17 protein-coding genes and 1 pseudogene are annotated in these 19,983 nt (G+C 62.8%); 12 read left to right on the plus strand and 6 right to left on the minus strand.

The genetic code is table 11. The features are described 5' to 3' along the window. Positions 1–37 precede the first annotated feature (37 nt). Positions 38–1,318 (plus strand): hypothetical protein, encoded by a 1,281-nt coding sequence (locus tag SE92_RS36395; protein ID WP_157095792.1) that lies wholly within the window; start codon positions 38–40, stop codon positions 1,316–1,318. 196 nt (positions 1,319–1,514) lie between these two features. Here SE92_RS36395 and SE92_RS33290 read toward each other — a convergent pair whose 3' ends face one another. Next, positions 1,515–2,447: a hypothetical protein gene (locus tag SE92_RS33290; protein WP_157095793.1), complete on the minus strand. Its 933-nt coding sequence runs from the start codon at positions 2,445–2,447 to the stop codon at positions 1,515–1,517. Positions 2,448–2,865: 418 nt separating this feature from the next. Here SE92_RS33290 and SE92_RS37495 point away from each other — a divergent pair. The 5 genes and pseudogenes from SE92_RS37495 to SE92_RS33315 all read left to right on the plus strand — a co-directional run. Beyond that, positions 2,866–3,444 (plus strand): annotated as a pseudogene (locus SE92_RS37495) (phage terminase large subunit); the annotation flags it as partial. 406 nt (positions 3,445–3,850) lie between these two features. Beyond that, positions 3,851–4,279, plus strand: a complete 429-nt coding sequence (locus SE92_RS33300; protein WP_063203893.1) for a GNAT family N-acetyltransferase — start codon at positions 3,851–3,853, stop codon at positions 4,277–4,279. 234 nt (positions 4,280–4,513) lie between these two features. Continuing rightward, the gene (locus SE92_RS33305) at positions 4,514–5,776 is read left to right on the plus strand and encodes a CaiB/BaiF CoA transferase family protein (RefSeq protein WP_063202912.1); all 1,263 of its coding nucleotides are present in this window, start codon (positions 4,514–4,516) and stop codon (positions 5,774–5,776) included. Positions 5,777–5,894: 118 nt separating this feature from the next. Next, positions 5,895–7,124: an acyl-CoA dehydrogenase family protein gene (locus tag SE92_RS33310; protein ID WP_063202914.1), complete on the plus strand. Its 1,230-nt coding sequence runs from the start codon at positions 5,895–5,897 to the stop codon at positions 7,122–7,124. A 9-nt stretch (positions 7,125–7,133) separates the two neighbouring features. Next, the gene (locus SE92_RS33315) at positions 7,134–7,697 is read left to right on the plus strand and encodes a flavin reductase family protein (RefSeq protein ID WP_063202916.1); all 564 of its coding nucleotides are present in this window, start codon (positions 7,134–7,136) and stop codon (positions 7,695–7,697) included. 25 nt (positions 7,698–7,722) lie between these two features. Here the strand turns inward: SE92_RS33315 and SE92_RS33320 are convergent, their stop codons facing one another. Next, positions 7,723–8,631 carry an NAD(P)-dependent oxidoreductase gene (locus SE92_RS33320; protein WP_063202918.1) on the minus strand — a complete coding sequence of 303 codons (909 nt, stop codon included), beginning with the start codon at positions 8,629–8,631 and terminating at the stop codon, positions 7,723–7,725. Between the two features lie 166 nt (positions 8,632–8,797). Between SE92_RS33320 and SE92_RS33325 the strand changes: the two genes are divergently transcribed. The 6 genes from SE92_RS33325 (at position 8,798) to SE92_RS33350 (ending at position 15,085) form a co-directional block, all read left to right on the plus strand. Then, a complete protein-coding gene (locus SE92_RS33325) occupies positions 8,798–9,781 on the plus strand; it encodes an ABC transporter substrate-binding protein (protein WP_063203894.1) in 984 nt (327 codons plus the stop codon). A 53-nt stretch (positions 9,782–9,834) separates the two neighbouring features. Beyond that, positions 9,835–11,529, plus strand: a complete 1,695-nt coding sequence (ilvD, locus tag SE92_RS33330) for a dihydroxy-acid dehydratase (protein ID WP_063202920.1) — start codon at positions 9,835–9,837, stop codon at positions 11,527–11,529. Positions 11,530–11,611: 82 nt separating this feature from the next. Beyond that, positions 11,612–12,457 (plus strand): ABC transporter ATP-binding protein, encoded by an 846-nt coding sequence (locus tag SE92_RS33335; RefSeq protein WP_063202922.1) that lies wholly within the window; start codon positions 11,612–11,614, stop codon positions 12,455–12,457. After that, entirely contained in the window at positions 12,454–13,239 is a 786-nt protein-coding gene (locus SE92_RS33340; RefSeq protein WP_063202924.1) for an ABC transporter permease, read from the plus strand. The genes SE92_RS33335 and SE92_RS33340 overlap by 4 nt, the downstream gene beginning before the upstream one ends. After that, a complete protein-coding gene (locus SE92_RS33345; protein WP_063202926.1) occupies positions 13,239–14,003 on the plus strand; it encodes an ABC transporter permease in 765 nt (254 codons plus the stop codon). Before SE92_RS33340 ends, SE92_RS33345 begins: the two co-directional genes overlap by 1 nt. Before the next feature lie 35 nt (positions 14,004–14,038). Beyond that, positions 14,039–15,085, plus strand: coding sequence for a 2,5-dihydroxypyridine 5,6-dioxygenase NicX family protein (locus SE92_RS33350; RefSeq protein ID WP_063202927.1), 1,047 nt, complete (start codon positions 14,039–14,041; stop codon positions 15,083–15,085). On the opposite strand, the gene SE92_RS33355 is transcribed toward SE92_RS33350, so the two are convergent. From SE92_RS33355 to SE92_RS33370, 4 genes are read right to left on the minus strand one after another with little or no spacing between them, the layout of a single operon-like run. Then, the gene (locus tag SE92_RS33355) at positions 15,082–16,074 is read right to left on the minus strand and encodes a 3-hydroxybutyryl-CoA dehydrogenase (protein WP_063202929.1); all 993 of its coding nucleotides are present in this window, start codon (positions 16,072–16,074) and stop codon (positions 15,082–15,084) included. The two genes, SE92_RS33350 and SE92_RS33355, sit on opposite strands and share 4 nt — an antisense overlap. A 3-nt stretch (positions 16,075–16,077) precedes the next feature. Continuing rightward, positions 16,078–17,166: an NAD/NADP-dependent octopine/nopaline dehydrogenase family protein gene (locus SE92_RS33360; protein WP_063202931.1), complete on the minus strand. Its 1,089-nt coding sequence runs from the start codon at positions 17,164–17,166 to the stop codon at positions 16,078–16,080. Then, the gene (locus SE92_RS33365) at positions 17,163–18,689 is read right to left on the minus strand and encodes a class I adenylate-forming enzyme family protein (protein ID WP_063202933.1); all 1,527 of its coding nucleotides are present in this window, start codon (positions 18,687–18,689) and stop codon (positions 17,163–17,165) included. The genes SE92_RS33360 and SE92_RS33365 overlap by 4 nt, the downstream gene beginning before the upstream one ends. Positions 18,690–18,691: 2 nt before the next feature. Beyond that, complete coding sequence (locus SE92_RS33370) at positions 18,692–19,981, minus strand: acyl-CoA dehydrogenase family protein (protein ID WP_063202935.1); 1,290 nt, start codon at positions 19,979–19,981, stop codon at positions 18,692–18,694. Positions 19,982–19,983: the final 2 nt, after the last annotated feature.

The following is a 19,983-nucleotide window of genomic DNA, read 5'->3' on the forward strand; positions in this document are numbered from 1 at the left end:
TGAGCCCCAGACCTAACAAGAAGATTGAGAGACCGCGATGGCCAGCAAGCTTCCGTCATATGCCCAAGACCAATTGACTCTGGTCGGAATGATGACTTCTCAGATCACCGCTGCGGCGGCGAGGTACGGAGTGTCAGCCGAAGCGATCGCTGGCGCTTTAGCTCAAGAGCTATCTGACCAGACAACCTCTCTGAAGAATTACGGAAAGAAGGCTGGCTCTACGGCTTACGCACATACATTCCTAAATGGGATGTTCCTCGAGGGGATGGCAAGGAACCCCTTTCACCCCACGCAAGGAGCCTCGGATAGTATTCTGGATTGGTACAACGCCGATCCGAATGCGATGACGGTCGGACAGGATCTTGAAAAGAAGGTCAGAAATCCTCTGCTTATCGATTATGGTCCTGCCGGAATGAAATTTCAGAACGCCATTCGGGCAGTTCTCGAGAACCCGGATGATCCCGCCTTCGCGCCATATGCGAAGGACCTTTATTCGGTCGGTGTTGCTTTGCAGAAGGGCAGCGACCAAGCTCTCATGGCGTCAACCATCGGCGCATATTTGCGTGAAGGCGTCCGGAATTACCAATCCAACATGAGCGTCCAGGGCGATCCGACGACCGGGGTGAACGCTTGGAAACGTTTGGATCCATCCACCCGAAATGCATTGCTCGTTCAATTCTACAAGCAAGGTCCGACGCCGACACGCGTGTTGAGAAATGCGATGATCGCCGCGCAGAACGGCATCCCTTATACTCCCCGCGTGGGGGTTGATGGCGCTGGTGCAACCTATCTTGCAAACGAACCGGCTATCATCCAGGCGTTGGCGGATGGGCCCGCCAGCTTTGCCCATCGGTGGAATGCAGCCGACGATCGTGCGGGACTTGCCGCCTACCAGCGGTCGGTCAGCAGTCCTCCAAGCGGATTTATCGATCCTGCAGCCTCTGCTGGCGCGCAAGGGCAAGTTGATCTCAATCCTGGCTTTCCGGCCTACCTCCCGGAGCATTTGCGGTATTTGCAAGAGGCAGATCGCGTGCCTCGAACCCGTCGCGAAGACGTGCGGGTCTTGACCAGGATGCCAACCAGGGAATCGGATCGATCCGTGTTCGACTCGAGCGGTGGTGTTTCGGTGCCCTTTGTTTCTCCTGAAGCGTCGTTTCCACTCTCACCGCAAAGTGACTTCGAAGGACGGTTCGGACCGCGGCCGACATCTGCCGGCGGCGTCCTGGCTGGAGTCTATCAGGCTCCGCAAAGCCCACCCGACACCGCGAACAGCGAAGACTGGTCTGCAATGTGGCGCAGGCGTACCGGCCTGCCTTAGGGCGAGCTAGCGCGCATGAAGCACGGCGTAATTGGGCATCTCGAATTGAACTGGGATTGCTCCTTTGACACGTCGGGCAAAACACCGGCAGAATGACATCATCGAAAGAGTTTGGTTCAGCCCGCGCCGGGAGCATTCCGCCGCGGGTTTTTCATTTCGGTGATCCCTGGTTCCTGCTCGGCTTGCCGGCCCGGTTCTACCCGGCATAGGCGCGCTGCACCTGGTCGCTGCAATAGGACAGCTTTCGGCCATCGCCGGTGAAGTGTCCGTCCTTGATGATCCACAGAACGACCGTCTTGTCGTCGATCTTCTTGAACATCAGGTTCTCGTGGTCCAGAGTGGTGTCTACATTCTGTACGCTGACGGCGTTCGGGTCAGGAGCCGCCTGCAAGGCGCAATCGGCGCCGATCCTGACGGTGTCGGGAAGCTGAACCCGCGTCTGTTCGATCTTGCAGATGTTTGAGGCCGTCGTGATCGACTTTTCGGAGAACGTAACGATCGTGTCGTTGAACTTCGCGCAGCGCTCCTCGAAGTTGGGGCCGGCCGCCGCGTAGACGCCGTCCCGCGGGTGAGCGTCTTTCAGAGCTTGCTCCAAGTCGGTCTTCTGCTTCGCGTCCGCCTTGGCTCTCAGCGTGGCTTCTGCAAGCGCGCGCTGCGTCTTCAGAGGGCAGTAGGCCTCACGCCAGGGAGCGTCCTTGAGCTTTCCGTTCAGGCTCTTCTGAACGGAGATTGTCACATCGTCGATCTTCTTGACGAACATGACTTCGTTGAATTTCCTGTTCTCCCAGTCGGGATCGCGAGGGTTGACGTTCTGCGCCAGGTTGTAGTCATTGCAGACCATTTCGACCTTCAGTGAGTCCGGGCCAAGATCGGTGATCTTCTTGACGCCGCAGCCCCATTCATATCCGCTGACCGACTTCTCGCGAAGATTGATCGTAAGGCCACCGCCTTCGTCGCAGGATGCCCGAAATGTCTTGCCCGGCTCGGCATAAACGCCGGCTTTGGGGCGCCATTTATCGAAGGCGTTTCTGGCGGCTTCCTGAGCGTACGCGGCTGGCCCGGGGCATGGCAACAGAAGCGCGGCAAGCATCAACATCAAGGTGAAGAGTTTCGTCCGATTCTGATTCAAGAAACCACCCTGCACAAGAGTTGACGTTGGGCTTGTCCGATGTCGTCAATGTCAGAATAGTAGATCGCCCATAGGTTGAGCAAGCGACGCGTTTTGGCTCGACTTAGTGGCTTCGGTGCATTCGATGAAGTGGAGATCGATATGTCCTGGGAAGATGCGTTGCGACGAATGTTGCACGCGGGACGCTTCGTTTTCGTCTTCTCCAACAAGCGAGTTCGACGAGCGGTATAAGACCTGGACTTCGGCTCCCGGACGCGGTGTCTTTGCCGGCTTCGATCAGGCACTGCAACGACAATCCCATACCCCCGACTCCGAAGACTGGTCCGCGATGTGGCGCAGGCGCATCGGCCTGCCCTAGGCCGAGCGAGCGTAGCCATTGTCCATCCTGAAAATTCCGACGGCGAAGATCTTCGAGCCTTTGCTGAAACCTGCGCGCTACAAGGGCGTCTATGGCGGACGCGGCTCTGGGAAATCGCATTTCTTCGGCGAGCTCCTGGTCGAGACCTGCCAGGCCGAGCGCGGCACGCTCGCGGTTTGCATTCGCGAGGCGCAGCGCACGCTGGCGCAATCGTCCAAGCGTCTGATCGAAGGCAAGATCGCGAGCCTTCGCCTCGGCCACGGCTTCAAGCTGTTCAGCGACAAGATCGAGACGCCCGGTGACGGGCTCATCATCTTCCGTGGACTTCAGGATCACACCGCCGAGTCGATCAAATCGCTGGAAGGCTTTCGCATCGCCTGGATCGACGAGGCGCAATCCCTCAGCGCACGCAGCCTCGCGCTGCTGCGGCCGACGATCCGTGCCAAGGATTCCGAGCTCTGGGCGAGCTGGAATCCGCGGCGCAAGAGCGATGCGATCGACGATTTTCTGCGCGGGCGCAAGCCCGACGGTGCCGTCATCGTCAAGGCGAACTGGCGCGACAATCCCTGGTTTCCTGACGTGCTCGAGGAGGAGCGGCTGTTGGATCAGAAGCTCTACCCCGAGCGTTACGATCACATCTGGGAGGGCGAGTATGCCCGCGCCTTCGAGGGCGCCTATTTCGCCGCGCTGCTGTCGGAGGCGCGTGCGCAGGGGCGGATCGGAAAGGTCTCCGCCGATCCCCTGCTGCCGCTGCGCGCCTTCATCGACATCGGCGGCGCCGGCGCCGCGGCGGATGCCTTCACGATGTGGATCGTGCAATGGGTCGGTAGCGAGCTTAGGGCGGATTTTCTACACCTGCGCCGCTGGCGGAAAAGCGTGGAACAAGCACAGAACTACACGTTCAAGGCCGTGATCACCGTGGTTGCCACAGGATTGATGGGAGCCATTTGGCTGGGCGTCAAGGTCGCACTGGGCAAGTGAGCCTTCTTCGATGACCGCGTCATCGCACGACGGTACGCGTCTATCTTTCGCCGATGAGTATGCCATGTACAAAATCCGTATCGTTGATGCGTCTGATGATGACGTTGCCGACACCCTGGCCGATCTGCACCAATCGACGTTCTTCGGTGCCGCGGCAATGCCCCGGTTCGATCTTGGTGCGTGGTGGCTCGCTTATCGCGGTGATGACGCGGTCGCTTTTGCCGGTGTGGTGCCTTCCACGCATATTCGAAATTGCGGTTATGTCTCCAGGGTTGGAGTCTTGCGGCGGCATTGGGGACACGGGCTGCAAATCAGGCTGATGCGAGCCATCGAGGCACAAGGGCGGCGCATGGGATGGGACAATGTCGTTTCGGATACGACGGACAACCCCGTGTCTGCCAACAATTTCATCCAGGCAGGCTATCGGCTCTACGAGCCCGAGGTCCCCTGGGCCTGGTCGCATACACTCTATTGGCGAAAGTGGCTGCGCTAAGGGCCACGTGGCGTTTCCCGTGATGCGGAACGCAGCCTGCGATGGCTCATAGGGGCGCGGCGGAGCCTGTCTACGCTGGTCATCGGGAAGCCCGGCAGCCCGATGGCTGCCGGGCTTCTTTTGCATTTTGGGCCGATGCGAGCGAGGCTCTTGCGAAGTTGGCGGCGCCGGGCTTTAAGTTTGCTCTTGCAGGAAATTCGGCGGCCACAAGCCGATGTTAAGGGAGCGCCATCGATGCCCAACAAGCCTCAATTGCCGGAACGTTCGCCGCGGACGGGAGGGCTCACTGCGCTCGATGGCCTCTTGGTCATCGATTTCACGCGTGTCGTCGCCGGCCCGGCCTGCACGCAGACACTTGCCGATTTTGGCGCGCACGTCATCAAGATCGAGAATCCTGACGGCGGCGACGACACGCGCGCCTATGAGCACGCCGAAATTGGCGGCGAAAGCGCGGCCTATCTGAGCCTGAACCGCAACAAGCGTGGCATTGCGCTCGATCTTTCGGTGCCGGAGGCCCGCGAGATTGCGCTGGATCTGATCCGCAAGGCTGATGTGGTCGTGGAAAATTTTTCAAGCGGAGTCATGAAGAGGTTTGGGCTCGACTATGAGGCGGTCGCGCCGCTCAACCCACGGCTGGTCTATTGCTCGATCTCCGCCTACGGACGCTCCGGACCGTTCGCCTCGCGCCCCGGCTTCGATCCCATCACGCAAGCGGAGAGCGGCTTCATGTCCCTCAACGGATTTGCCGATGGCCCGGCGGTTCGTACCGGCCCGCCCATCGTGGACATGGCGACGGGGATGTCTGCCTGTAACGCCATCCTGCTGGCGCTGCTCGCACGGGACCGGCTCGGGCGCGGGCAGCATGTCGAAGTTGCGCTGTTCGACGTCGCGATGGGGATGACCGGCTTCTACGGCATGGCTTATCTCATCAACGGGGAAAATCCCGGCCGGTTCGGCAATTCGCCGAGCGGCTCTCCCACCGTCGGTGTCTACGAGGCCTCGGATGGGCCGCTCTACATGGCCTGCGCCAACGATCGGCTCTATCGCCGGCTTGTCGTCGAGGTGCTGAACCGGCCAGATCTCATTACCGATCCGCAGTTCGCCACGCGCAAGGCCCGTTCCGAGAACAAGGAGCTCTTGCGCGCAGCCATCGCGGAGGTCTTTGCCGGCGATACGCTCGAGAATTGGATGGCGAAAATGAAGCAGGCCAATATTCCGGTTGGCTATCTCCGGACGGTGGAGGAGGGATTCAACGCGCCCGAAGCGCGCGAGCGCCATCGCTTGAACCGGATTCCGCACCGTACCGCCGAATGGGTGCCCAACATCGAGCCGCCGATTACCATGAGCCTGACCGGTGCGGTCGATCCCGTTGCTGCCCCGCTGTTAGGCGAGCATACCGAGGACGTCTTGCGCGATATTCTCGGTTATGATGAGCGCCGGATCGCGGAGTTTACACGGAAGGGTATCTTTGGCGCGGGCAAGCCCCCGACGGGCTAGGCCCGCGCGGTCACTCTCCATGACGCCCAGGCTGCGCCGGCACGCTGATCGACGCCAGCCGCATTGGCTTGATTTGGCGAAGGGGCGGCCGCATAAATACGCGAAGTGAGGGACACGAATGGCGCCTGGTCGAAAGCCGAGCATGGGGCAGCCCACCGGGGCGGAAGCCGGCGAACGCGCCCATGCGGACATGATCGCGAAGGCTCGGGCTCTGTTGCCGCGACTACGCGAGCGGGCGGCGCGAACGGAGGAGCTGCGACATCTTCCGCCGGAGACCGAACGGGATCTGCACGATGCCGGCCTGTTTCGGATGCTGCAACCGGCACGGATTGGTGGCACCGAGCTTGACTATGTCGCCCTCGTCGACTGCGCGGAGCTGCTCGGACAAGCGGACGCATCGGTAGCCTGGAATCTCGCCAATCTGGCGAGCCATCACTGGATGCTCGGCATGTTCGAGCAGAAGGCTCAGGATCTGGTCTGGGGTCGTGATCCGGACGCGCTGATCGCATCCTCGTTCATTTTCCCTGCCGGACGCGCCACGAGAGTTGAGGGCGGATACCAGCTGCGCGGGAGCTGGCCGTTCTCCTCAGGCGTTGCCTCCTGCGAATGGAACATGCTGGCAAGCGTGGTCTACTCTGACGACGAGGCAGACGGCATCGAGTATCGCATCTTTCTGCTGCCAAAAGGCGACTACAAGGTCCTGGACACCTGGAATGTCGCGGGACTGCGCGGGACGGGGTCTTGCGACGTGGAGGTCAGGGACGCCTTCGTGGCGGACCATATGACGGTCGCCGTCGGCGATCTCTCAGGCGGCCCGACACCGGGAAGCAGGACCAATCCAAATCCGCTGTATGCACTCCCCGTATTCTCACTGTTCCCGTACGTCCTCTCCGGCGTCGCGCTGGGGAATGCGCAGGCCTGCCTCGACGATTACACGGAGGTCGCACGTCATCGTATTTCGACCTACAACCGCGCCAAGTTGAGCGATTTTCAGAGCACTCAGATCAAGATCGCGGAGGCCTCGGCGAAGATCGACGCCGCGCGCCTGATCATGCGGTCGGCATGCCTCGATGCCATGCAGGACGCGCGGCGCGGACACATTCCTGATATGGCAACCAAGACCCGATATCGGCGCGACGGATCGTTCTCCGTGAACTTGTGTACGGACGCGGTCTCGATGCTGTTTGCCGCGAGCGGGGCACGCGGTCTGTTCACGACCGGTGTGTTGCAGCGGCAATTCCGCGATGCCCATGCCATCAACTCGCATCTCGCATTCAACTTCGATGCGGCGGGGACCAATTATGGACGCGTGGCGCTGGGCCTGCCGTCCGAAAATCTCACGCTGTGAGGCCGGCTGATGAATGATCTGCCGAAGCACCCGGCCGCTCCTGATCCAGCCAACGAGTTCGCGAGTGACAGCTCGTCGATCGATCCCCGAGACTTCCGCAACGCGCTCGGAACCTATGCAACGGGCGTGACGATCATCACAGCCGCGGCGCCTGACGGCAAGCCTTACGGTCTGACATGTAATTCGTTCGCCTCCGTTTCGCTGAATCCTCCGCTGGTGCTGTGGAGCCTCGTCGTCTATTCCTCGAGCCTGACCATTTTCCAGAACGCCAGCCATTTCACGGTCAACGTGCTCGGCGCGTCGCAGCAGGCTCTTGCGAGCAAGTTCGCGAAGTCCTCGGATGACAAATTCACCGGCGTGGACTGGACCCCCGGCCTCGGCAAGGCGCCGGTGCTCGCCGAGAGCGTTGCCAACTTTCAGTGCCGCTCGGTGAATCGCTATTATGGCGGCGACCACGTGATCTTTCTCGGCGCGGTCGAGGCCTATACCTACAATGCGCAGGAGCCGCTGCTGTTCGCGCGCGGCGCGTTCGGCCGTTTTCTCGCGGACGACGAGCGCAAGAAGGCACCCTAGCGTGCTTCAGGTCGCGCTCGACGACCTAGCGCTCCGCCGCCGACAGTTTGTAGATCTCCAACGCGTCCGCGTCCGCACCGCGTGCGGCCTTGGCCAACCTGAACAGTTGTCCTGCAAGCGAGGCCATCGGCACCGGCGTCGACGTTGCCTGCGCAACATCGGCGACCGTATCGAGATCCTTGAGCATCGTGGCAATGTGGCCAAGGGGTGGTGAGTGTATCCCTTGGGCCATCCGCGGCACGAAGAGCTGAAGCGGAATGGAATCCGCGAAGCCGCCGGCCAGTGCTTCGGGCAGCCGTTTGGCATCGATTCCTGCGTTGACCGCGAGGCGCGTGGCTTCCGCGAGCACGGCCATCGTGCATCCCACGATCACCTGATTGCACAGCTTTGTGGTCTGGCCGGCGCCGGTCGGGCCCATGTGGGTGAATCTGCGCGCCATGGACAGGATGTACGGCCGCACCCTTTCGATATCAGCAGCTTCTCCGCCGGCCATGATCGCAAGCGTGCCTTCCTCGGCTCCCTTCGTGCCGCCGGAAACCGGTGCATCGATCCAACTAGCGCCATTGGCGTCCTTCAGTCGCTTTGCGAGATCGCGTGCCGCGTCAGGATGGATCGACGAAAAGTCGACGACAAGCTTGCCGGTGCCGGCAGCCGCTCCCAGTCCTTCGGGTCCGAAGATTACCTCCTCGACTGCTTTTGCATCCGTCACGCACATGAATGCGATATCCGAATTGGCCAGGAGCGCGCGAGGCGTGTCGGCGCGTTTGGCGCCGGCCTCGACCAGCGGAGCCACCTTGCCCTCCGAACGGTTCCAGACCGTCACCTGATAGCCAGCCTCGAGCAGGCGCCGGCTCATCGGCGCCCCCATCAGCCCCAGGCCAAGATAGCCCAGTCGCTCGGCGCCTTGCGGGTTTGCCTTGCTCACATCAGCCATAGGTTGCCTCCTTCTGTCGCTGCGCGACGCCGCCTTACCATACATTGCGCATCAGCCGGCAAAACCGCCCCGTTCGCATGGCTTGCCTGATTGTTTGAACCATGAAACATTTAGGGCGGTCGGGTTGGGTGGCGCCCTTCGGCGCCGGAGCAGCGGAGTGGGCACGATGCGAACCGTTTCGAAGTGGATCCTTGCTTTGGGGGCGGCGGCGGCCGTGAGCACGGGGGCGAGCGCTGCATGGGCGCAGCAGACGATCCGCGTCGGCTGGACCATTCCGGCCGAAGAATCCAAGTACTGGATGATGCGCCGCCCGGCTGAATTTCCCAATCTCGGCAAGGCCTACAACATCGAATGGACCCAGTTTCAGGGCACTGCGCCGATGACGCAGGCTCTGGCCGCTGGCGCGCTGGACTGCGCAACGCAGGCGCCGCTGTCGCTTGCCAATGGTGTGGTCGGCGGAAATCTCAAAGCCTACATCGTCGCGCAGCACGTGTTCGAGAAGCCCGGCGGCTTCTCGGTCTATTGGGCGGTCAAGGATGACTCACCCATCAAGACAATCGCCGACCTCAAGGGCAAGACGGTCGGCATTTCCGTGATCGGCGGCGGCACGCAAGGTCCGTTCAATCTGCTGCTGAAGCAGAATGGCGTCGATCCCGCCAAGGACATCAAGCTGGTCGAGGTCGGTTTCGCGGTCTCCGAGGATGCGCTGCGACAGGGCCGCGTCGATGCGGTCAACATGAACCAGCCGTTCGCCGCGCGCGCGGAAGCGAAGGGCGGCACGAGAAAGCTGTTCTCCCTGTCGGAAGCCATGCCGAATATCGTGCATATCCTGGAAGCCTGCCGCGCCGATTTCGTCGACAAGAACCCTGAGGTGGTCAAGGCTTATGTCCGGGATATCACCTCGGGCATGAAGAAGGCGCTGGCGAACCGCGAGGAAACACTCAAGGTCGTCAACGAAGTGCTCAAGGCGCCGATTCCGGTGCTCGAGACCTACCTGCTCAAGGACAACGATTTCGGCCGTGATCCAGGCGCGGCGCCGAACTTCCCGGCGATCCAGAAGATGCTGGACATCTACGCCGAGACCGGAATGCTGCCGAAACTGGATGTCGCGCAGTTCAAGCATCCGACGATCGTCGCCCCGCTGCAATAGCGAGCGAACGACCCGAACGAGAGGCTCGCGGTATCCGGCACGAAGACGAACGCATGAAGAAACTGCGATCACGGGTGACGACCGACGGCCTCGACCGGGCGCCGCATCGGGCCTTCATGCGCGCCATGGGGCTCGACGACGCTGCGATTGCGAAGCCGATGGTGGGTGTCGTCAGCATGAAGGGCGAGCAGACACCCTGCAACATGACCCACGACTTCCAGGTGGCTGCGGCCAAAACCGGAATCGAGGAAGCCGGCGGCACGCCGCGCGAATTCTCGACCGTATCGGTCTCCGACGGCATCAGCATGAACCACGAGGGCATGAAGTTCTCGCTGTTTTCGCGCGAATTGATTGCCGACTCGATCGAGGCTGTCGTCCATGGGCTGGCCTACGACGCGCTGATCGGATACGGCGGGTGCGACAAGACGCTTCCGGGCGTGATGATGGGCATGGTTCGCTGCAACGTGCCGTCCATCTTCATCTATGGCGGCAGCTCGCTGCCGGGGCGCGTGGACGGGCGCACACTGACGGTGCTCGATTCCTATGAGGCTGTCGGCAGCTTCATGACCGGCGAGATCGACGGCGCCACGCTGGAGCGGATCGAACGGGCCTGCCTGCCGACGATCGGCGCCTGCGCTGGCCAATTCACCGCGAACACCATGGGCATGGTCTCGGAGGCGATGGGACTGACCATTCCCAACGTCTCGATGGTGCCCGGTGTCTATGCCGAGCGCGCGCAGATTTCGCGACGCGCCGGACGCCTGATCATGGAGATGCTCGCGCGCGGCGGGCCGCTGCCGCGCGACATCGTGACGCGGAAATCCCTCGAGAATGGCGCGGCGATCGTTGCGGCGACGGGCGGCTCCACCAACGCCGCGCTACATCTGCCGGCGATCGCGAACGAGGCCGGCATTGCATTCACGATCGACGATGTGGGCAAGGTCTTTGCCAGAACGCCGCTGATCGGAAATCTGCGGCCCGGCGGCAAATACACGGCAAAGGACGTCTACGATATCGGCGGCGCCGCTGTAATCATTCGAGAGCTGATCGCGAGCGGCCATATTGATGGTAGCTGCATCACCATCACTGGCCGTACGCTTGCTGAAGAATACGGCGCGGCCAATGCGCCGGACGGAGAGGTGGTTCACGCGTCTCGTGCGCCGATCATGCCTGACGGCGGCGTGGCGGTGCTGAAGGGCAACCTCTGTCCTGATGGCGCGGTGATCAAGGTCGCCGGCCTGAAGAGCCAATTCTTCGAAGGCGTCGCGCGCGTGTTCGAAGACGAGGAAGCGTGCGTCAAAGCGGTTCGGGATCGCACTTACAAGGCAGGTGAAGTGCTCGTGATCCGCAACGAGGGCCCGGTCGGCGGCCCTGGCATGCGTGAGATGCTCGGTGTCACAGCGCTGATCTATGGGCAGGGCATGGGCGAAAAGGTGGCGCTGATCACCGACGGTCGGTTCTCCGGCGCGACGCGCGGCATGTGCATAGGTTACGTGTCCCCGGAAGCATTTGTCGGCGGTCCGTTGGCGCTGGTTCGCGACGGCGACAGGATCCGGATCGACGCCGCTAACCGACGGATGGACGTCCTGCTCGATGAGCAGGAACTCGTCGCACGGCGCCGCGATTGGAAGCAGCGTCCGCCGCGGCATCGGGCCGGCGCGCTTGCAAAATATGCGCGACTGGTTGGGCAGGCGCCCGGCGGAGCCGTGACCCACGAAGGTCCGGCGGAATGGCCGTGGTTCGAATGAGGCATCGCGCGCCTGCGAAAATGTTCGTTTGTCTGGCAGGCTTCTTGCTAAGCCCGTGCTACACAGTAAGGCGAGCGACGGAATGACGGCAGTGCCTGCAAGATCGAGCGAACGGGTGAGACCGGTGACATCACGAGAGCCGGCTTCTGCGATCATCGAGATCGACCGCGTTTCGCAGGTCTTTCAGACCTCGGCGCGCAAGGACCACATTGCGCTTTCGGACATCTCGCTGACGATCGAGGAGGGCGCCTTCGTCTCTATCCTCGGTCCGTCCGGCTGCGGCAAGTCGACTCTGCTCTATATCGTCGGCGGTTTTGTCAGCCCCACCAGCGGTGCGGCGAGAATGAAAGGCCAGGCCATCACGGGTCCCGGTCCCGACCGAGGCCCAGTCTTCCAGGAATTCGCACTGTTTCCGTGGAAGACCGTGCTCGGCAATGTGATGTACGGCCCGCGTCAGCAAGGCGTGCGCTCGACCGAGGCGGAAGCCCAGAGCCGGGCGTTGATCGAGATGGTCGGGCTCAAGGGCTATGAGAATTTCTACCCGAAGGAGCTGTCTGGCGGCATGAAGCAGCGCGTCGCGCTGGCGCGGACGCTTGCTTACCATCCCGAAGTGCTCTTGATGGACGAGCCGTTCGGCGCGCTCGATGCCCATACGCGAACCCGCCTCCAGAACGATCTTTTGAACATCTGGGAACGCGATCGCAAGACGGTGCTGTTCGTCACCCACTCGGTCGACGAAGCCGTCTTCCTCTCCGACAAAGTCGTGATGATGTCGAAATCTCCCGGCCGCATCCGCGAGGTCATCGACATCGATCTGCCGCGGCCGCGCCGTCGCAGCGAGCTGTTGCTCGACCCGCGCTATCAGAAATATGTCGTCGATATCGAGCGCATGTTCGATGAAAGCGACGAAGCCGGGTTCGCCTTATGATGTCCACGGCCGCCTTGACCAGACGCGCCGCTCCGGTGCTCGCCTGTCTCGGGTTGCTGGCGGCGTGGCAGGTTGCCTCGCTTGCGCTGAAGAATGACAGCTTCCCGACGGCGATCGAGGCGATCCGTGCAATCCCGGACATTCTCGGCGACAAGGAGTCCCTCATCAACATCCTGGCCTCGCTGCGCCGCATGGCGCTCGGGTTTGGTGCCGCGGTGCTGATCTCGATTCCGCTGGGCCTGTTGATGGGCCGCAGCCGGAGCGTTGCAGCCTTCTTCAATCCGCTCCTGATGGTAATCTATCCGGTGCCAAAAGCCGCGTTGATGCCGATCATCATGCTTTGGCTGGGCGTCGGCGACATCACCAAGACGTTGGTGATCTTCCTCGGCGTCAGCCTTCCCGTGATCTATCACAGCTTCGAGGGTGCCAAGGCCGTCGAAGAGAAGATGCTGTGGTCGGGTGCCGCGATGGGGCTGTCGCCGGCACAGCGTCTGGTCCGGATCGTGCTGCCCGCGGCGCTGCCGGAAATCCTGACCGGATGCCGCACGGGGCTGGTGCTGGCGCTGATCACGATGATCACAAGCGAGATGATCGCGCGCCAGTCCGGCGCCGGCAACATCCTGTTCAATGCGCTCGACATGGGCCAATACGACACCGTGTTCGCAATGATCATCATCGTGGGCGCCATGGGAATTTGCTTCGATACGATTTTCGAGAAGGTTCGGGCCCGGCTGGTGCGCTGGTCCGAGCCGCAGTTCGATCTTCCGCTGAGCTTCTCGTGATGGCGCGCTTTCTCTCCCCAAACGTCCTTCTCGGAATCGCCCCGATTGCGCTGGTCATCGCGTTGTGGCAGGGGCTGGTGTCGTTCGGCTTTGCGCCCGCGGTCTTGCTGCCGCCGCCGGGTTTCGTCTTAAGCCGGCTGCTGCAGCAGCTCGCGTCTTGGACATTCCAGCAGGAGATCGCGGCGACCCTCATCCGGCTGTTTGCCGGGTTCGCCATTGCGGTCGTTCTCGGCGTCAGCATCGGGATTGCCGCCGCGGCAAGCCCCACGATCAATGCCGTGGTGAGGCCGATCGTCCGCGTCCTGGCTCCACTGCCCAAGGTTGCGCTGTATCCGGCGCTCCTGCTCCTGCTTGGATTTGGTCACGGTTCGAAAATCACCCTGGTAACTGCGGACGCGCTGTTTCCCATTCTGCTCTCGACTTACTACGGTGCGTCGACCGTCGAGCAGAAGCTGATCTGGTCGGCCATGGCAGCGGGAACACCGCGGTATGAGATCCTTTTCAAGGTCGTGCTGCCGGCCGCGATGCCGTCGATCCTGACCGGGTGCCGGATCGGACTTGTCATTTCCTGCATCGTGGTGTTTCTGGCCGAAATGATCACGTCGACGGACGGATTGGGGCACGCGCTCGTGACCGCGGCGCGGACTTTTCAGGCCGTCGATATGTTCGTGCCGCTGATCACGATCGCGCTGTTGGGGTTGATCCTGAACGCCCTGTTGGGCGCGTTGCGATCATACCTCTTGCGAGGCTTTCCAGAAGCCTGATCTGAACGACCAAGAAACAAGACCGGGAGTGTGCCATGCTGGCTGATCGCATCGAGGCAAAATGGATCGACGCATTTTGCGAGATCTTTGAGCGGTGCGCCGTCAAGGCCGGCGATACCGCGGCGATCCTCTCGGAGACGCAGTCGCGCGCGCTGAATGTGCATCTGGCGGAACTCGCGCTGCTGCGCATGGGTGCGCGGCCGTTTCATGTGGTGATGCCGACGCCGCGTAACCGGAATATCGTCCCGGTTCGTTCGACGGGGGCGAGCGAGGCGATCCAAAGGCTGGGTCCGGTCATCACCGCGCTGCAGCAGGCCGGCTTCGTGGTCGATTGCACCATCGAAGGACTGATGCATGCGGTGGAAACGCCGGAGATCCTGAAGGCCGGCGCGCGCATCCTGGTGATCTCCAACGAGCATCCCGAAGCGCTGGAGCGCATGGTGCCGGACTCCGCGCTGGAGAAGCGCGTTCGGGCCGCGGCGAAGATGCTGCGTGGGACCAAGCGGATGCGGGTGACCTCGAAGGCCGGCACGGCGCTCGACGTCGACATGGTCGGTGCTTCCACGGTCGGCGTGTGGGGCTGGACCGACAAGCCCGGCACGCTGGCCCACTGGCCCGGCGGCATCGTCGTCAGCTTCCCCAAGAGCGGGACCATCAACGGCACGCTGGTGATGGCGCCAGGCGACATCAATCTCACGTTCAAGCGCTATCTGGCGTCGGCAGTGAAGATGACGTTGAAGGACGACTATGTCGTCGAGCTGGAAGGCGAGGGGACGGATGCCGCGATGATGCGCGCCTACCTTGCCGCCTGGGGCGACCGCGAGGCCTATGCGGTCTCGCATGTCGGCTTCGGTATGAACCCTGGCGCGCGCTACGAAGCGCTGTCGATGTACGACCAGCGCGACACCAACGGGACGGAGATCCGTGCCGTCTCCGGCAATTTCCTGTTCTCGACCGGCGCCAACGAATTCGCCGGCCGCTACACGGCGGGGCATTTCGATCTGCCGATGATGGGAACGACGATCGAGCTCGATGGCGTTGCCGTGGTCCGGGAGGGCGTGCTCCAGGATGTCTTCGGCTAGTTGCGGTCAAGCACCGGCGGGCGGGCCAGCTCGAAGTGGCGGAGCAGGTCGACCATGGCCTGGAGCCGCTTGACGCGGTAGGCATCGACGTCCATCCCTGAGTAATCCAGGAATCCGGCGCCCGTGCGCAGGCCGATCCGGCCCTCATGCATATTGCGGGAAATAACATCGGGAGCACGATAGCGGTCGCTGCCAAGCGCGCCCTCGAGATAACGACTGGCGTAATACAGGATATCGCCGCCACCCCAATCGATGAATTCGAGCAGGCCGAGCACGGCGTAGCGGAAGCCAAAGCCGTAGCGGATCGCCTTGTCGATCTCCTCCGCGCTGGCGACGCCTTCCTCGACCATGCGAGCGGCCTCGTTCATCGCCAGCGCCTGGATGCGTGGGACGATGAAGCCGGGCGTCGCCGCGCAGACAACCGGGACCTTGCCGATGCCTTCGAGCAGAGTTTTGACCTCGTCGACGATGGCAGGATCGGTGGCTTTGCCGGGCGAAACCTCGACCAGGGGAATCAAATAGGCCGGATTGAGCCAGTGCACGTTGAGGAAGCGGCTTGGGTTCACGATCGCGCCGGAGAGATCGTCGACGAGGATCGTCGACGTCGTCGATGCGATGATCGTGTCAGGGCTGACCTGCTTTGAAGCCGCCCCCAGCACCTCGCGCTTGAGCTCGACGACTTCGGGAACCCCTTCGAAGACCATTCCGGCTTCTGCCAATGCTGCGCCGCTCTCGCTCGCTGGCACCACCGTCACCCGCGCGATCAGCGGATCGACATCTGCGTCGGTCAGCAGTCCCAGCTTCGACAGGCTGGCGAAGGTCTTCCTGACCTCTCCGAGCGCGTCCGCTTCCAGCCTGGCAAAGTCCTCCGTGGAGCGCGCCTTGACGTCGATCATCGTGACCCGGTGCCCCGCATAGGCGAACGCGACGGCGATGCCGCGGCCCATGCGGCCAGCGCCGAGACAAGCGATATTGGCGCGATCGGTCATCGGTCAGAATCCATTGCGAAGCAGCGTCTGCAATTCAGCTTTGCCGAGATTGTCGAGCCCCAGCGTCTTGAGGGTCCGGCCGCCCTGCGAAAAATCCTCGCCGCAGACTGCTCCGCCGATCGATAAAAACGCCTTGGCCAATGGGGTGGCCACGCCAGCCAGGCCGGCGACGGACACCAGCAGCGACAACCCAAGCCGCAGGTCCTCACGCATATAGCGGTGCTCGGTCAACACGATCCGTTCGCGCCAATCGCCGGAATCGGTCAACCGGTCATGCGAGCCGCGGCCGTACATCCAGATCTCGCCTTCCCTGGCGTAATGATGAGCGAGCGGAAAATGCGGCGCGCAATAGCCGAGCGCTTCGCGCACTGCGATCCGCTCGGCGTCGAGCGCGTCCGTGACCTGCCGGATCGCCGCTTGCGTGCCTTCCTTGTGGATGTCCCAGCGCTCGAAATGCTCGATCGGGCCTGCATTCATCACGATCAGCGGCGGATGGATGATCGGTCCGGCATTCATCAGCGCGCCGGACAATGCGTCTCCGCACGGCTCGATTGCATCGGGAAAGGCGCGTCCGATCACGTCGAGCGCACGGGGCGCCTGGTCGAGCGGGAACACGCCGACCGGAAGCCGCTTGGCACGGATGGTGATCGCCACCTCGAACGGTCCATGCTTGCGGGTGAGCCAGGGCAGCGTGCCGGTTTCGGCAAAGCTCGCCGTTGCATGGTTGCCCGCATCCCGCGCCGCCTGGGCGAAGATCATCGAGCCGAATGTCGCCGGCGGCAAGAAGACGACCTGACCATCCCGCAGATGCGGGGCGAGCAGGTGAGCGATATCCGCTTGCGCGAAGGCAGGAGCCGGACACACGATCAGCTCGGTGCCGTCGACGGCCTCGGCCATATCGTTCGTGACCAGCGCGAGCTTCACGTCGTGGCGGCCGTTGTGATCCTTCACCAGGATGCCCGAGCCGGCCGCACGATGTGCCGCGACCTGTGCGGCATCGCGGCGCCAAAGCCGCACCTCATGCCCCGACAGGGCAAAATCGCCCGCGGCCGCGAAGGAGCCGTTGCCCCCACCCAGAACTGCGATCTTCAAGACGCTTCTCCTTGCGCGCGGGACTGCGCATCGAGTTGCTTCAGCAGGAAGTGCTGGACCTTGCCTAGCGCCGTGCGCGGCAGGTCGGTGACGAAGACGATATCGCGCGGCACCTTGTAGCGGGCCAGCTGCGCCTGGATGTGCGTTCTGAGCTCATCCGCCTCGAGCCGGGCGCCGGATCGGAGGATCACATAGGCGATCGGGACCTCGTCCCACCGTGGGTCGGGTCGTCCGATCACGGCGCACTCGCTGACGTCGGGATGTTCGAGCAGGACGCGCTCGACCTCGGCCGGGTAGACGTTCTCGCCGCCGGAAATGATCATGTTCTTCTTGCGGTCGCGCACCCAGAAATAGCCGTCGGCGTCGCACAGGCCGATGTCGCCGGTGCGATACCAGCCGTCGCGCAATGCCTCGCGCGTGGCGGTCTCGTTGCCCCAATATTCGAAGAACACGTTGGGGCCACGCACCGCGATCTCGCCCGGTGTGCCCGCGGGCACCTCGCCGCCGGAATGGTCGACCACCCTGGCTTCGCAGCACAGGCCGGCAAGGCCGGTCGATCCCGGACGCGACAGATCGCCGCCGAGCCGCGTGTAGATGGCGATCGGGCAGGTCTCAGTCGATCCGTAGACCTGGAGCACTGGGACATCTCGTGCGACGAAGCGCTCGATCAGGTGCGGTGGGACGATGGTCGACCCGGTGGCGACGGCTTTGAGTGATGAAAGATCAGTGGCTGTCCAGGCCGGATGCTCGCTCACCGCCTGGATGATGGCAGGCACCATTACGGTGAGCGTCGGCCGCTCTTGTTCTATGGTCGCAAGCGCGGCATCCGGCGTGAAGCGCGCGTGCACCGTAACGGTCGCGCCCAGCTGCAGCGCGGGCGTGGTCTGGATGTTGAGACCGCCGACGTGGAAGAACGGCAGCACGGTCAGAACATGATCGTCCGACGTCATGTTGTGCATGTGTTGGCTCATGACGCCGTTCCAGAACAGCGCCTCCTGGCGGAGCACCGCGCCTTTCGGCCGTCCGGTCGTCCCAGATGTGTAGACGATCAGCAGAGGACATGAGAGATCCGTGTGCGGGTTCCGGCTGGTGCCGTCACTGCGCGTCAGCAGTCCTTCAAACGTCGTGCCGCGAGGCGGTGCAAAGTCGAGGCCGACAACGGACGTCCCCAGTGCGAGCTCGGAAAGGACGTCCGCAAATGCTTGTTCGAGCACCAGCACCTTGGCGCCTGCATCGGTGAGAATGAAGAGCTGTTCGGCGACGGCGAGCCGCCAGTTCAGCGGCACCAGCATCGCCCCCAGCCGCGCGCAAGCGTAGAGCAGAACCAGATAATCCGGCCGGTTCAGACTGAGGATCGCCACGCGATCGCCACGGCCGACGCCGAACTCCTGCTTCAACGCCGTTGAGGTCCGTTCGATGCGCGCGGCGAACGCCGCATAGCTCAGCCGTTCGCCTTCGAAGACAATGGCCGTCTTGTCTGGCGAAAACGCCGCGTTGCGATCGATCAGACTGCAGAGATCCACCGTCAGTCGTCCGTCTCACCGGCCTCGTACAGCGCCTCGCGCCCAATGCGGTCCAGGCATAGCTCGGCCGTCCAGGGCAGCATCAGCGAGCCGCAGCGGCTGTCGCGATAGATCCGCTCCAGCGGCAGCGAGCGGAGCATGGCCTGGCCGCCGCAGGTGCGGATCGCGAGCGCCGCGAGCTCATTGGCGCCCTCCATCACTGAGTATTGCGCGGCATAGGCCCGCAACACCTGTTCCTTGCTAGGATTGGCGCAGGCCTCGGTGACGGCCTGGAACCAGATCCCCTTGATCTGTTCGAGCTTGATCTGCATCTGCGCGACCGCGATCTGCTTGGTCGGATACATCCGCCGCTTGACGGGCGGCATGCCCGGCACCTCGCCGCGCAGATAGCGCACGGTGAAGTCATAAGCGGCTTGTGCGAGGCCCATATAGGTCGGCGACAGCGTCAGGAACATGTGCGGCCAGCGCATCGCGGCCTGGAAGTAGACGCCGCGCGGCATCAGCGCGGAATCCTCCGGCACGAATACGTCTTTGAACAGCAGCGTGCGAGAAACCGTCCCACGCATCCCGAGCGGGTCCCAGTCACCGACGACGGAGACGCCTTCCGATTTGGCCGATATCGCGAGATAAAGGGTGTTGCGGCGAGATGCTTTCTCGCCTTCCTCGATCTCGGTGCAGAGCACGCCGTAATAGTCGGCGTGTCCGGAGAGCGATGCAAAGATCTTCTTGCCGTTGACGATCCAGCCACCCTCGACCGGCTTTGCTTCCGTGCCGAAGGCAACGCCACCTGCGGCCGCAGCGCCACCCTCGGAGAAGGGTTGTGAATAAATCGCGCCGTCTTCGACGATGCGCTTGTAATGGACAGCCCGTCGCCGCTCGTGCTCGGCGCGGGTGTCCGCGTCCATGTCTAGGTCGTCGGCGAGCGGGCCCGACCATAGGGTCGAGCAGACGTGCATGTTCCAGGTCAGCGCGGTCGCGCCGCAATAGCGGCCGATCTCGGCGGCCGCCAACGCATAGGTCTGGTAGTTCGCGCCGAGCCCGCCGTGCTTCTTGGGAACGGCAATGCCGAGGAGGCCGACGCGATGCAGGTCGCGATAATTCTCGGTCGGAAAGATCGCCTCGCGGTCGTAGGTGGCGGCGCGATCGGCAAACACGCTCTGCCCGATTTCGCGAGCGCGGGCAATGATGCCGGCCTGCTCCTCGCTCAGGCGGAATGCGACGGGGTCGAAGATCGGTGCATCCAGCGCGACCTTGCCGGTCGTGCCGATCGTCTTGCTGACTTGCATGGTCATCG

The organism is Bradyrhizobium sp. AT1 (assembly GCF_001590795.1).
Taxonomy (GTDB): domain Bacteria; phylum Pseudomonadota; class Alphaproteobacteria; order Rhizobiales; family Xanthobacteraceae; genus Bradyrhizobium.